Origin of the sequence: Sporosarcina sp. P18a (assembly GCF_002743135.1) — a bacterium.
Taxonomy (GTDB): Bacteria; Bacillota; Bacilli; order Bacillales_A; family Planococcaceae; genus Sporosarcina.
On the sequence record NZ_PDYQ01000001.1, the window covers coordinates 1,218,665 to 1,231,131 of the forward strand.

Below are 12,467 nucleotides of genomic sequence, written 5' to 3' on the forward strand. Positions count from 1 at the left end.
CCCTCCATTCTATCGCGAAAAGAAGGGAAGTTCCGTTAACGGACTCCCCTTCTTGGATTAATCTGCACTAAAGAAGGATTGTAGCTTTTCCAACACTTCTTCTTTTTGCCAATCTATTGACTCGCCACTATGGCGGTACATAACCTCCACAATGCCTTCATTTGCTCTTTTACCAATTATAATGCGTACTGGTAAACCAATCAAGTCAGCATCAGCGAATTTCACACCCGCACGTTCAGCACGATCATCATATAACACATCGTATCGATACGATTCTAGAACAGCATATAACTCATCCGCCAGCTGCGTTTGTACTTCATCCTTAACATTCGTTGTAATCAAATGAATATCAAATGGTGCTAAATGCTTCGGCCACTTCAATCCTTTTTCATCATTGAACTGCTCGGCAATTGTAGCCAGTAACCGAGAGATTCCGAGACTATAACTTCCCATAATGAAAGGCTTTTTTCTGCCATGTTCATTGAGGAATGTTCCTTTCATCTGTTCACTGAAGACGGTACCTAATTTTCGTAAATGTCCCACGCCTATTCCTTCGGTGAATTTAATCGTACCTATTCCATCAGGAGAACTGTCCCCTTCTTGAACGAAACGAATATCTACATAATCATCAATAGCAAAATCACGTTCAGGATTGACATTCAATAAGTGATAGTCGTCCATATTCGCTCCGGCTACTACGTTCACCATTGCTTTGACTGCATGATCGGCATATACCCTTACACCAATCGGTAGTTTCACAGGCCCAATCGAACCGGCATGACAGCCCAATAATTCTTCAATCTGTTGTTCTGTTGCCAGCTCCATATGTTTCACATGTAGAAACCGCTTCAATTTATATTCATTGACGCTATGATCGCCTCGACAAATGACCATAACAAAATCATTGTCCACTTTATACACCAATGATTTGATTATACGCTCCGGACTAACTGATAAAAATGAAGCGAGATCTTCAATCGTTCGTTGATTCGGAGTCGAGATTTTTAGCATCTCTAACTGCTTTTCATCGGACGGCTCGTAATCTACGTGGACTTCGGCAAACTCCATATTCGCAGCGTAGGAAGAACTGTCGCTATATGCTATTTGATCTTCTCCGTTTTCGGTTAACGCTATGAACTCATGGGAACCTGTTCCACCATCCGATATTACCATGCGGAAATGCATACCAAGACGGGTTAGCATATTGGTGTATGCCTGCATGACTTCTAAATACTTTTCATCCAAACTCTCTTGCGTTGAATGGAATGAATAGGCATCTTTTCTAATGAATTCTCTGCTATGAAGTAAACCCGCACGTGGCTTTATTTCATCACGGAATTTTGTTTTGATTTGAAAAATTGTTAATGGTAACTTTTTATACGATTGAACTTCATCACGCAGTAGGTCAATGATTGCTTCTTCATCGCTTGAGCTCAAAGCCAATTGATTGGTCTGTCTGTCAGCGACATGGAACATTTCCCTGCCGTATGAATCCCATCGTTCAGTTTCCTTTAGAATACTTGAGCTTTGCAACGCAGGCAAAGAAATTTCCACGCCTTCAATAGCTTCCATTTCCTGCCGAATAATCGATTCGATTTTTCTAAATACTTTTTGTGCAAGAGTTAAATATGTGTAAACACCATTGGCATTCTGTCTAATATAACCTGCCCGCAATAATAACTGATGCGAACGCATCTCTATTTCAGATGGATTTTCACGCATTGTGGGTATAAACGTTTTCGATTGTTTCATCATATACTTCCACCTTTTTTAGAAGAAAAATCGTTGGATGTCATTCCATGTCACAACAAGCATCAAAACCATTAATAACATGATACCTACAAAATGCACCATACCTTCTTTTTGTTTATCAATCGGTTTACCCCTTAAGCCTTCAAACAAGAAGAACAATAGTCTTCCGCCGTCCAACGCAGGTAATGGCAGTAAGTTCATGATCCCTAGATTGATACTTAGCACAGCGCCCCAATTCATTAAATTGAAAATACCATGTTGAGCCACTTCTTCTGTCGCTTTATAGATTCCTACTGGACCCGACAGTGCGTCTATTGTGAACTGACCCGTAATGAGCATACCTAATAATTCAAAGATCTTCACAGTCCATGAATAAGTCTGCTCGGCTCCGAACACTATGGATTTAATAAATCCTTTTTCTAATGGACTTGAATACATAACACCAATTTGACCAAATTCCTGTCCAGCATCTTCCACCGTATCAGGTACTACATCCAAAACCACTTGCTTACCCGCCCGATCTACTTCAATTGACATCGGGACTCCGGCGCTTTTTTGGATTGCTTCGGAAAACTTCATCCAGGAATCAATCGACTTACCGTCGACTCCTGTGATTAAGTCACCTTTTTTCATACCAGCCATCTCCGCCGGCGTATCCGACTTCACTTCCGAAATAATCGGTTCATTGGTTGGTACACCATTCATTAAACCAAGAGCTAGGAATATGAAAAATGCTAAGATGAAATTGAAAAGCGGCCCTGCAAATATTGCCAATGCTCTGCTTCCCAATGATTTGGATTCGAATTGACGATCGTAGGGAGCGATTAATGTTTCCTGCCCTTTTTCGATAATCAAAGCTGTTCTGGAAATTTTCAGATGAACCAATTGTCCATCTTCGTCATATCCTTCAATATATAATTTTTTATCGAGATCGGATGACTCCACTTCCACGTTTAAAATATTCGGATTGGAAACATTTCGATTTAAGTAAATCTTTTCTATTTCGTCTTGAGCATTCAATAATAACCCTACACGGTAACCTGGCTGTAATTCAACTGTATCGAAATCTTCACCAGCCATCCGTACATATCCTCCTATAGGTAATAGGCGGATTGTGTATTGCGTTTCACCTTTGCGGATCGCTAAAATTTTAGGTCCCATTCCAATAGCGAACTCTCGAACCATGATGCCAGCTTTCTTGGCAAACAAGAAATGACCAAACTCATGAAATGCTACAAGTGTCCCGAATATTACTATAAACGCAATAACCGTTTCCATTCAGTAACCACCTTCACCGGCTATAATAGCCTGAAATTAATCTTGATACTTCACTATACCATAGACTTTTTTTCGCGTATTGCGATCTGTCTCCAAAATTTCTTCCAAATCGGGATTTTGAATAGTTTGATGCTGCTGCATTATGTCTTCAATGATTTCTTCGATTTGCAAGAAAGGAATATGACCTTCCATGAACAGTTGAACCGCCACTTCATTTGCCGCATTCATCGCTGTAGGCATAGTGCCTCCTTCCCTACCTGCATCATATGCAAGTGACAAGGCTTTAAATCGTTTATAATCCATTTTTTCGAAATGTAACTTGCCAATTTCATCGAGACGAAGACGTTTAGCATCAGCCATTTGAATACGATCCGGATAGGTAAGTGCGTATTGAATCGGAACACGCATATCTGGTGAACCTAGTTGCGCCATGACACTTGTATCTTCAAACTCCACCATCGAGTGGATAATACTTTCTTTATGTAGTAGACATTCTATTTGATCATATGGCATCGCAAATAAATGATGGGCTTCTATCACTTCCAACCCTTTGTTCATCATCGTTGCTGAGTCAATAGTTAGTTTATTACCCATCGACCAGTTTGGATGCGCGAGTGCTTGTTCTACTGTAACGTGCTGAAGTTGATCCCGCGTGTAGTCCCTAAAGCTTCCACCAGATGCTGTTAATATCAAATTTGTGACTCTCTTCGGATTCTCACCATTTAACGACTGGAATAATGCAGAGTGTTCACTATCTACTGGAACAAGTGGGACATTATGACGTTGTGCTGCTTCTACGACAAGATTACCGGCTGCCACCAGTGTTTCTTTATTCGCAATGGCAATCGTCATGCCGGCTTTGATCGCCGCAAGTGTCGGTCTTAGTCCTACACTACCGATTACTGAGTTTAGCAAGACATCTGCTTCCAGTCCAACTGCCGCTTCAATTAATCCTTCATCACCATGAACGAATTGAATTTCAGGAAATTCTTTTTTTAAGCGCTCTGCATCCGCCTCTTCTAAAACAGAAACTAATTTGGGTTGAAATCTTGTAATGATTTCACTTGTTTTTTGTATATTTCTTCCTGCCGACATCGCTGTTAATTCAAAGCGATCAGGATGAGCTGCAATAATGCTTAATGTTTGAGTCCCGATTGAACCCGTGGCACCAAGCAAATTGATTTTCTTCATATTATGAACTTCCTTTCCATTATCCTATGAATTGAACAAAGTGAAGCAACGGGAGTACAAACAGTAAACTGTCAAATCGGTCCAAAACGCCTCCATGTCCAGGCAGCAGCTTCCCCGAATCTTTCACGTTATAGAAACGTTTCAGTGCTGATTCAACTAAGTCACCCATTTGTCCTACAATTGATGCCACTATTGTAATGAGAATAAACGACACGAATGACGTGGCGATAGGGTAGAACATATTATAAATCAACGTAATCACGACCGCAGAAATTATTCCTCCAATAAATCCTTCAATCGTTTTATTAGGTGAAATATCCGGCCATAATTTTCGTTTTCCTATTTTACGACCAACAAAGTACGCACCAGAATCTGTTGACCAGATAATGAGTAATGCGTAGCCTATGTACTCTAAACCGAATAGTCGAGTTTCGATCAAATAATAAAAACCAATACCAACATACAGCGCACTAATTGCACTGAATGCAATATCTTCGAATGTCCATTTATTTTTCATTATTACAGTATAAACCAATAACAATAATATCAATACATAGATCATTTCAAGCTTTTCTAAACTCAGGAAACTTTCAGCCTGTTCTGTCCACCTTGATGGTAGTAAAATGACGAGCAGAAGTAACCAAGAGAGTAATCCGCCGATAGAAAAAAGAGACATATTACGCATACGCAGTAGTTCGTATAAACCAATCGTAGATATCGCAAAAATCATCATTATAAACGGTAATCCACCAATGATAATCAATGGCACAAAAAACACGAGAGCTACAATAGCAGTGATGATTCTTTGCTTCATCTTTTCTGATCTCCTTCCAAGCTTCCAAAGCGTCGATTTCTTTTTTGGAAATCTTCTATTGCTTGTAAAAAGCAGTCTTCATCATAATCTGGCCATAATACATCCGTAAAAATGAATTCCGCATAGGCAAGTTGCCATAGCATAAAATTAGACAAACGTACTTCACCACTTGTGCGAATTAGTAGGTCAGGTTCCGGCAAATGGGCTGTCATTAGCTTGGATTCAATTAAACCTTCATCAATTTCCTCCACTTTTAATGTTCCGGAAGCCACTTCTTCTGCCATCTCTTTCATTGCATGAACCAGTTCTACTCTACTCCCATAATTCATCGCAAAATTCAAAATTAACCCTTTATTTTCTTTAGTTTGTTCCATTGCTTTCTTAATCGCTTTTTCTGTATGGCTCGGAAGCGCATCCATATCTCCGATCATTTCCACTTTGATGCCTTTTTCCATTAACTCAGGCAAATACGTATTAAGAAACTCGCCCGGAAGATTCATTAAAAAGTCAATTTCCATCCTGGGCCGCTTCCAATTTTCGGTTGAAAATGCATAGAGGGTGAGTGCTTTTACACCCATCGCATTTGCAAAATTGGTAATTTGCCGAACCGTTTTCATTCCTTCATGGTGGCCTGCAATTCGTGGCATTTTACGTTGCTTCGCCCATCTACCATTTCCATCCATGATAATCGCCACATGGTTAGGAATTTGTCTATTTTTAACGGCTTCAATCCGTTCGTCCAGCAACTGAATGTCTGCCGTTTTTTTTCGCATTAGTTTTCTAAGCATAGCGTTCCCCCACTTGGCTCAATTCGGATACTCCTACTGACTATCCTACCAAATTGCATGGTAAATAGCATGCAAAAGAAAGAAAAGAGCGTCCTAAAAGTAGGACGCTCCTCCTTATAGAAAGTTCTGTACTCAGATTTCCAAGATTTCATTTTCTTTATCTTTTGCAGTTTGGTCAATCTTTTCGATAAATTCATCTGTCATCTTTTGTACTTGTTCATTGTAACGGCGCAATTCATCTTCAGTAATTTCTGCATCTTTTTCAAGCTTCTTCAAATCTTCATTGCTGTCACGACGAACATTACGAATCGCCACTTTTGCATCTTCTGCTTCACGTTTTACATCTTTCACTAAATCTTTACGACGCTCTTCTGTAAGTGCAGGTACAGCTAAGCGAATAACTGATCCATCGTTAGACGGTGTGATTCCGATGTCTGATTTCATGATGGCTTTTTCGATTTCACTAATTGTAGTCTTATCATAAGGCTGAACTACTAACAAACGTGGTTCTGGCACAGAAATTCCAGCCATTTGGTTTAATGGTGTAGGTGCCCCATAATAAATAACAGAAATTCTGTCTAATAAGCTCGCGTTAGCTCTTCCAGCACGGATAGATGCCAACTGTCTTGAATAGGCACTATGCGCTTTATCCATACGTTCTCTCGTCTGATCCATTACTTCTTTTGTCATTGCTTATTCCTCCTGACGACCGTCCCGATTTCATCACCTAGTACGGCTTTTTTAATATTACCATTATCCATAATTGAGAATACTACGAGCGGGATATCATTGTCCATACATAGAGTCGAAGCAGTGGAATCCATCACTTCAAGTCCTTGACTAATCACTTCAAGATAGGACAGTTCTAAGTATTTAGTAGCTGTGGAGTCCTTCATCGGATCAGCAGAATACACACCGTCAACGTTGTTCTTCGCCATTAAAATGACATCCGCTTCGATTTCAGCAGCACGCAGGGCAGCCGTTGTGTCTGTGGAGAAATAAGGATTACCCGTTCCTGCCGCAAATATTACGACACGTTTTTTCTCTAGATGACGGATTGCTTTCCGACGTATGTAAGGTTCAGCTACTTGTCTCATGTCAATGGAAGACATTACTCGTGTTTCTGGTCCTAGCTTTTCAAGGGCATCCTGAAGAGCAAGTGAGTTCATAACCGTTGCAAGCATTCCCATGTAGTCAGCTGTTGTACGGTCCATTCCCATTTCACTTCCGACTTTCCCACGCCAAATGTTTCCGCCACCTACCACTACTGCTACTTCTACACCAAGTTCTACTACTTCTTTCACTTGGCTTGCAACTGATTTAACAACTTCCGGAGACAATCCGAAGCCTTGGTCTCCAGCTAATGCTTCCCCACTTAATTTTAACACGATGCGCTTATATTTTGGAATACTCATGTTGGCCCTCCTGCAATTTCCTATTCTCAAAAAAGAGGAACACATGATGGATGTGCCCCTCTGTACGATTGGATTATACTTAGTTACCTTTTACTTGGCTCATTACTTCGTCTGCAAAGTTGTCTTCACGCTTTTCAATACCTTCGCCTACTTCATAACGAATAAACTCTACTAATGTTCCGCCAGTTGTTTTCACGAAATCGCGAACTTTTTGATCAGAATTCTTAACGAAAGCTTGATCCAAGACACAGATTTCCTCGAAATATTTTCCAAGACGTCCTTCTACCATTTTCGCTACGATATTTTCTGGCTTACCTTCGTTTAAAGCTTGCTCAGTCAATACATTACGCTCTTTTTCTACTTCGTCAGCAGATACTTCGTCGCGTGAAATGTATTTTGGATTCATTGCTGCGATATGCATTGCGACATCTTTCGCTGCCTCAGAATCTGTTGAACCTTCAAGAACAGTCAACACGGCAATACGTCCGCCCATGTGTAGGTAAGGACCGAAAGCGTCTTGATCTGTTTTCTCACGGATTACAAAACGGCGAAGAGTAATTTTCTCTCCAATTTTAGCTACTGCGTTTGAAATGTGTTCAGACACTGTCAAACCGTTGTCTAATTTCGCTGCGTTAGCTTCTTCTACTGAAGCAGGTTTCGTTGCAAGTAAGAACTCAGAAATTTCCTTAACAAGAGTTTGGAAGCCTTCGTTTTTTGCTACGAAGTCTGTCTCAGCATTCACTTCAAGTATAACTGCATCATTACCTTGAACTAAAATGTTTGCAACACCTTCAGCTGCAATACGATCTGCTTTTTTCGCTGCACTTGAAAGGCCTTTTTCACGCATATACTCCATTGCTGCAGTCATGTCACCGTCTACTTTAGTTAATGCCTTTTTGCAGTCCATCATACCTGCGCCTGTTTTTTCACGAAGTTCTTTAACCATTTGGGCTGTAATTGTTGCCATTTGAAAATTCCTCCTATTAGATATCATTTGAAATTTCTTTTTGCTTTAAAAAGAGACGATAAGGGGTACGCCACTTATCGTCTCATCATGTACTCATTTCAGTCTGCAGTAACAGTTGCTGTTTCGTTTACTGTTTCAGCTACTTCGTCGTCTTCACCTTGACGGGATTCAATCAAAGCATCTGCCATTTTGCTTGTAAGTAAACGTACTGCGCGGATTGCATCGTCGTTCGCAGGGATGACATAGTCGATTTCGTCGGGATCACAGTTAGTATCAACGATTCCAACGAGTGGAATATTCAATTTGATTGCTTCAGCTACCGCGATACGCTCTTTACGTGGATCTACGATAAAGATTACATCAGGCAAGCCTTTCATGTCACGGATACCGCCTAGGAATTTCACAAGACGCTCGTGTTCTTTATTTAATTGAGAAACTTCTTTTTTAGGAAGTACGTCGAACGTGCCATCCTCTTCCATTTTCTCAATAGCTTTCATACGCGCTACACGTTTTTGAATAGTACCGAAGTTCGTCAATGTTCCACCCAACCAACGTTGGTTGATGTAATACATTCCAGCACGTTCTGCTTCTTCTTTGATTGCTTCTTGTGCTTGTTTCTTCGTACCTACGAAAAGAACTTTACCACCATCCGCACCGACTTGGCGCATGAAGTTGTAAGCTTCCTCTAATTTTTTGACCGTTTTTTGAAGGTCGATGATGTAGATGCCGTTACGCTCCACGAAAATAAATTTCTTCATTTTTGGATTCCAACGACGTGTTTGGTGTCCGAAATGTACACCAGCTTCTAGCAATTGTTTCATTGAGATTACTGACATGTTTAATTCCTCCTATTGGTTTTTTGTCCTCCGCGTACTTCCTACGAATAAGTGACCATAATGGCACCCACTCATTCATCCGCACGCGTGTGTAGTAATACCATCTATTAAATTAACACAACTCTACGTTGTTTGCAACTACTGTGTGTAACTTCAGTCAAACTTAATTATCAATTCGATTTCCGTCTTACCTTTTTTCAACTTTCTTGCAATATCCTCTATTGATTTACCTTCGGCATACAGCTGTTTGGCTTTTTCTTTGTCGTCCAGGTCGTCAAATGATTTTGAATGTAGTTCTGAATTCTTTTCAGTTTCCACCGTCTTTTGGTAGGAACGTAAAGCGAAATGTAAAGGAACCGGATGTGGCTTCTGTCTCGAATCAGACACTTCTGTTATTGACTGTTCGCTTGGAGCTGAGTTTGTGGTGGGCTTCATTTGAGCATCCGTTCGTTGATTCAATTGATGAATCAAACGATCGTTTTCTTCTTTGATTTCCCCTAAATAAGCTAATATGGATTGATCCATTTCTTTCATAAGACGTTGTTGCTTTTTCTCCAGATTATTAAATTTTGTAATTTTTACGTACAGCAATGTCATGACCATAAATCCGATGATTTGTAAGATGAATAAAAGAGCTAGTAGAATTCCCATAAAATTATCCACTGTAATCAACGAACGAACCTTTAAACGGATGCTTGGCTTGCTGTTGTTCTTTCTCTTTTTTTTCTCGTTGTTGTGACTCTTCGCTAGGCTGCTGTTTATCTCCATCCATTTTTGCATATGGAGATGATTTTAAAACCGTTTCCTTGCTTTTTAAGGCTTGTTTTTCTGTTTGCAAATTGGCACTGTCTTGAGCAAGTTGAGACTGTTGCTGCTTTTGCTCCGCTATTTTACCTGCCTCAAATGTCTTCGGGATAGCAATTTGAAGTTCGATAGCTTTCAAACTCATAAAATCCCTCCGTCGGTAATTTCAGCCGCCAACAGCGACCGTAACTTAAATAATGCTTTTGAATGTATTTGTGAGATTCTCGATGTAGATAAGCTTAAAATTTCTCCAATTTCTGTTAGCGTCATATCTTCCTGGTAAAACAAACTAAGTACCAATTGTTCATTTTCATTTAGTTCTTTGATTTTCGTTATCAAATCTTCAATCAATTCGCCTTTGACCGCTTGTTGTTCAGGTGTTTTCGTTTGATCATCCTGCAATACAAAGGTTTGATCGTGATCATCTTCATCATTCATTTTTTCATCAATGGACAAAACATTGGCAAAATACTGTTCATGCATAGTTTGATAGACTTGATCTGTTGTAACGCCTAAGTGATCTGCTACTTCCTCGGGTGTCACCGTTCGCAAGTAGGACTGTTCGAGCTTACTAATTTCTTCATCCATTTTCTTAGTTTTTTCTCTTAGGGAACGTGATAACCAATCTTCTTTTCTTAAACCATCTATAATCGTACCCCGAATCCGAAATGAAGCGTATGTGTCGAATTTCAAATCACGCGAAGGATCAAATTTCGTTAACGCGTCGAAAAGCCCTTGATAACCAAGAGATTTGATTTCATCACGTGATACGTTTTTCGGCAGTCCAGCACTGATTCGTTGGACGTGATAATTCACAAGAGGTGTATACATTCGTACTAGCATATCACCTGCATCAGGATCACGGTTTTCGATCCATAACTTCCACTGATGTCGTTCAGTTACATCTTGATTTGTCATCGAATTCACGCCTTTCCTGTCAGGTTCCTTCTACCGATTTTATGTCTTATGTATAAGTATAGCAAATCACAATAGATAAAGGCGACTAATGTATTAGCCGCCTTCGTTTGTACTGTTAAATTTCCTGCGTTCCAGCATTGACGGTACGAACAAACAGGATACTCGTAGCAGGATCAAATTCAATTGTACGTCCACTGGATCCGCCTGTATCTTCTGCGACAATCGGGATTGAATATCTTTTCAATTCTTTTTTTACCGCTTCTACATTGCGAGGACCTATACGGATCGTATCATTTGAACCGAACTGAAACATTTGTGCTCCACCCGCAATTTTCGCTTTGATGCTGAAAGGTCTAACTCCTTCAGATTTTAAAAGTTCCAACATTGCATGAATGCCCGTATCTGCGAATTTCGCTACATTTAGTTTTGTTGACTTACCCAACTCGCTATCAGGCAACATGACATGCACCATACCTGCTATTTTTTTCGAAGAATCATACAGTACTACACCAACACACGAACCCAGTCCTGATGTGCGAATCGTATGAGGGGATTTTGCGATATTCATATCAGCAATCCCTACACGCACTACTGTTTGAACGCTTGCCATCTATAAGACACCCAACGAACTAAATATCGTGCGATATGACGGTGGATCAGGTAATAAAAAGAAGTGCCCCGCTAAACTTGACACACCCTGTTCCCCTTCTTGTAATATTTCCGTCTCAATGACGATAACTTCATCACTGTACTGGGATACTTCGATCAGGCCGAAGCTAACAATGGCACCCACCATGTCAATACTTAATGAAGGTACAGTTGGATAGATATTTAATGATGTAAAATCAGAGAGCGCCGACAAATAGGAACCTGACAATATATTCCCCAACTCTTGTAGCGCAGAAGCACCCATTCCCAAATCATCTACATCAGTAAATGTAAATGCCGCGTCCCCTGTCAATTTGCGAATAAATTGTGTAGCAGATTCAATAGTCAGTACAAAAAACATCGTGCCCGTCAAATCACCTTCAATACGTAAAAAGATACCCGCCACCACTTTTTCCGTACCACCTGCTAAATCAAACATTTCATCAAATGTAACCAGTTCCACGTTAGGTACACGCATGTCAATTTTCTGACCTAACAGTTGAGATAATGAAGTTGCAGCATGTGCTGCTCCAATATTCCCGATTTCCTTTAAGACATCCAGATGCATCTCGGTGATGTCATTTTTAGAATTCATCCGTATTCCCCTTCTTTATCGGTTGCAGTACTTTTTCCAGATTTAGCATAACCAATAATCGCTTATCAACTTTCGCCACTCCTGAAATGAATTCGGATTCCACAGATCCCACTACTTCCGGCTGAGGACCTATTGCGCTTGTCGGAACATCCATTACATCATTCGCATCGTCCACAATTAATCCTACTTCTGCACCCGCATGCGAAACGATAATAATGCAACTTGTCTCATCAAACTCTTTATACTCCATATCAAAACGTTCACGTAAGTCTACAACTGGCGTCACTACGCCACGTAAATTTAACACGCCTTTAACATAAGAAGGCATACGGGGAACACGTGTAATCGACAGCGATTTCTCGATGGATTCTACTACGTCTAAGCCAATCGCATATTCTTTATTCATCAATTGAAAGACAATTACTTTCATTTCGCTTACTTCTGTTACTTTTGTCATGTCA

15 protein-coding genes are annotated in these 12,467 nt (G+C 40.3%); all 15 read right to left on the bottom strand.

Going from position 1 to position 12,467, the window contains the following annotated elements; translation table 11 throughout:
* Nucleotides 1-57: 57 nt before the first annotated feature.
* The 15 genes from CSV75_RS06190 to CSV75_RS06260 all read right to left on the bottom strand — a co-directional run bounded on the left by CSV75_RS06190 (nucleotide 58) and on the right by CSV75_RS06260 (nucleotide 12,463).
* Complete coding sequence (locus CSV75_RS06190) at nucleotides 58-1,752, bottom strand: proline--tRNA ligase (protein WP_099675343.1); 1,695 nt, start codon at nucleotides 1,750-1,752, stop codon at nucleotides 58-60.
* Nucleotides 1,753-1,770: 18 nt separating this feature from the next.
* A complete protein-coding gene (gene rseP, locus CSV75_RS06195; RefSeq protein ID WP_099630946.1) occupies nucleotides 1,771-3,030 on the bottom strand; it encodes an RIP metalloprotease RseP in 1,260 nt (419 codons plus the stop codon).
* A gap of 36 nt (nucleotides 3,031-3,066) precedes the next feature.
* Nucleotides 3,067-4,221, bottom strand: a complete 1,155-nt coding sequence (dxr, locus tag CSV75_RS06200) for a 1-deoxy-D-xylulose-5-phosphate reductoisomerase (RefSeq protein ID WP_099675121.1) — start codon at nucleotides 4,219-4,221, stop codon at nucleotides 3,067-3,069.
* A gap of 19 nt (nucleotides 4,222-4,240) precedes the next feature.
* The gene (locus CSV75_RS06205) at nucleotides 4,241-5,035 is read right to left on the bottom strand and encodes a phosphatidate cytidylyltransferase (protein WP_099675122.1); all 795 of its coding nucleotides are present in this window, start codon (nucleotides 5,033-5,035) and stop codon (nucleotides 4,241-4,243) included.
* Nucleotides 5,032-5,823 carry an undecaprenyl pyrophosphate synthase gene (locus CSV75_RS06210; RefSeq protein WP_099675123.1) on the bottom strand — a complete coding sequence of 264 codons (792 nt, stop codon included), beginning with the start codon at nucleotides 5,821-5,823 and terminating at the stop codon, nucleotides 5,032-5,034. The genes CSV75_RS06205 and CSV75_RS06210 overlap by 4 nt, the downstream gene beginning before the upstream one ends.
* A 132-nt stretch (nucleotides 5,824-5,955) precedes the next feature.
* Complete coding sequence (frr, locus tag CSV75_RS06215; protein ID WP_099628101.1) at nucleotides 5,956-6,513, bottom strand: ribosome recycling factor; 558 nt, start codon at nucleotides 6,511-6,513, stop codon at nucleotides 5,956-5,958.
* Nucleotides 6,510-7,238 carry a UMP kinase gene (gene pyrH, locus CSV75_RS06220; protein ID WP_099630942.1) on the bottom strand — a complete coding sequence of 243 codons (729 nt, stop codon included), beginning with the start codon at nucleotides 7,236-7,238 and terminating at the stop codon, nucleotides 6,510-6,512. The genes frr and pyrH overlap by 4 nt, the downstream gene beginning before the upstream one ends.
* A gap of 79 nt (nucleotides 7,239-7,317) precedes the next feature.
* Nucleotides 7,318-8,205 (bottom strand): translation elongation factor Ts, encoded by an 888-nt coding sequence (gene tsf / locus CSV75_RS06225; RefSeq protein WP_099630941.1) that lies wholly within the window; start codon nucleotides 8,203-8,205, stop codon nucleotides 7,318-7,320.
* Between the two features lie 98 nt (nucleotides 8,206-8,303).
* The gene (gene rpsB / locus CSV75_RS06230; protein ID WP_099630940.1) at nucleotides 8,304-9,041 is read right to left on the bottom strand and encodes a 30S ribosomal protein S2; all 738 of its coding nucleotides are present in this window, start codon (nucleotides 9,039-9,041) and stop codon (nucleotides 8,304-8,306) included.
* 153 nt (nucleotides 9,042-9,194) lie between these two features.
* Nucleotides 9,195-9,692, bottom strand: coding sequence for a hypothetical protein (locus CSV75_RS06235; protein ID WP_099675124.1), 498 nt, complete (start codon nucleotides 9,690-9,692; stop codon nucleotides 9,195-9,197).
* Between the two features lie 4 nt (nucleotides 9,693-9,696).
* The gene (locus tag CSV75_RS06240; protein WP_099675125.1) at nucleotides 9,697-9,990 is read right to left on the bottom strand and encodes an RNA polymerase subunit sigma; all 294 of its coding nucleotides are present in this window, start codon (nucleotides 9,988-9,990) and stop codon (nucleotides 9,697-9,699) included.
* Entirely contained in the window at nucleotides 9,987-10,763 is a 777-nt protein-coding gene (locus CSV75_RS06245) for a FliA/WhiG family RNA polymerase sigma factor (RefSeq protein ID WP_099630937.1), read from the bottom strand. Before CSV75_RS06245 ends, CSV75_RS06240 begins: the two co-directional genes overlap by 4 nt.
* A gap of 115 nt (nucleotides 10,764-10,878) precedes the next feature.
* On the bottom strand, nucleotides 10,879-11,373 hold the full coding sequence (locus CSV75_RS06250) for a chemotaxis protein CheD (RefSeq protein ID WP_099630936.1): 495 nt from the start codon (nucleotides 11,371-11,373) through the stop codon (nucleotides 10,879-10,881).
* The gene (locus CSV75_RS06255; RefSeq protein ID WP_099630935.1) at nucleotides 11,374-12,006 is read right to left on the bottom strand and encodes a chemotaxis protein CheC; all 633 of its coding nucleotides are present in this window, start codon (nucleotides 12,004-12,006) and stop codon (nucleotides 11,374-11,376) included.
* Complete coding sequence (locus tag CSV75_RS06260; RefSeq protein WP_099635957.1) at nucleotides 11,996-12,463, bottom strand: chemotaxis protein CheW; 468 nt, start codon at nucleotides 12,461-12,463, stop codon at nucleotides 11,996-11,998. Before CSV75_RS06260 ends, CSV75_RS06255 begins: the two co-directional genes overlap by 11 nt.
* Nucleotides 12,464-12,467 lie beyond the last annotated feature (4 nt).

What these genes read in the sequence shown, in the direction of transcription:
- CSV75_RS06190 (WP_099675343.1), bottom strand. Translation starts at nt 1,752, where the DNA reads ATGAAACAATCGAAAACGTTTATACCCACAATGCGTGAAAATCCATCT.
- rseP (WP_099630946.1), bottom strand. Translation starts at nt 3,030, where the DNA reads ATGGAAACGGTTATTGCGTTTATAGTAATATTCGGGACACTTGTAGCA.
- dxr (WP_099675121.1), bottom strand. Translation starts at nt 4,221, where the DNA reads ATGAAGAAAATCAATTTGCTTGGTGCCACGGGTTCAATCGGGACTCAA.
- CSV75_RS06205 (WP_099675122.1), bottom strand. Translation starts at nt 5,035, where the DNA reads ATGAAGCAAAGAATCATCACTGCTATTGTAGCTCTCGTGTTTTTTGTG.
- CSV75_RS06210 (WP_099675123.1), bottom strand. Translation starts at nt 5,823, where the DNA reads ATGCTTAGAAAACTAATGCGAAAAAAAACGGCAGACATTCAGTTGCTG.
- frr (WP_099628101.1), bottom strand. Translation starts at nt 6,513, where the DNA reads ATGACAAAAGAAGTAATGGATCAGACGAGAGAACGTATGGATAAAGCG.
- pyrH (WP_099630942.1), bottom strand. Translation starts at nt 7,238, where the DNA reads ATGAGTATTCCAAAATATAAGCGCATCGTGTTAAAATTAAGTGGGGAA.
- tsf (WP_099630941.1), bottom strand. Translation starts at nt 8,205, where the DNA reads ATGGCAACAATTACAGCCCAAATGGTTAAAGAACTTCGTGAAAAAACA.
- rpsB (WP_099630940.1), bottom strand. Translation starts at nt 9,041, where the DNA reads ATGTCAGTAATCTCAATGAAACAATTGCTAGAAGCTGGTGTACATTTC.
- CSV75_RS06235 (WP_099675124.1), bottom strand. Translation starts at nt 9,692, where the DNA reads ATGGGAATTCTACTAGCTCTTTTATTCATCTTACAAATCATCGGATTT.
- CSV75_RS06240 (WP_099675125.1), bottom strand. Translation starts at nt 9,990, where the DNA reads ATGAGTTTGAAAGCTATCGAACTTCAAATTGCTATCCCGAAGACATTT.
- CSV75_RS06245 (WP_099630937.1), bottom strand. Translation starts at nt 10,763, where the DNA reads ATGACAAATCAAGATGTAACTGAACGACATCAGTGGAAGTTATGGATC.
- CSV75_RS06250 (WP_099630936.1), bottom strand. Translation starts at nt 11,373, where the DNA reads ATGGCAAGCGTTCAAACAGTAGTGCGTGTAGGGATTGCTGATATGAAT.
- CSV75_RS06255 (WP_099630935.1), bottom strand. Translation starts at nt 12,006, where the DNA reads ATGAATTCTAAAAATGACATCACCGAGATGCATCTGGATGTCTTAAAG.
- CSV75_RS06260 (WP_099635957.1), bottom strand. Translation starts at nt 12,463, where the DNA reads ATGACAAAAGTAACAGAAGTAAGCGAAATGAAAGTAATTGTCTTTCAA.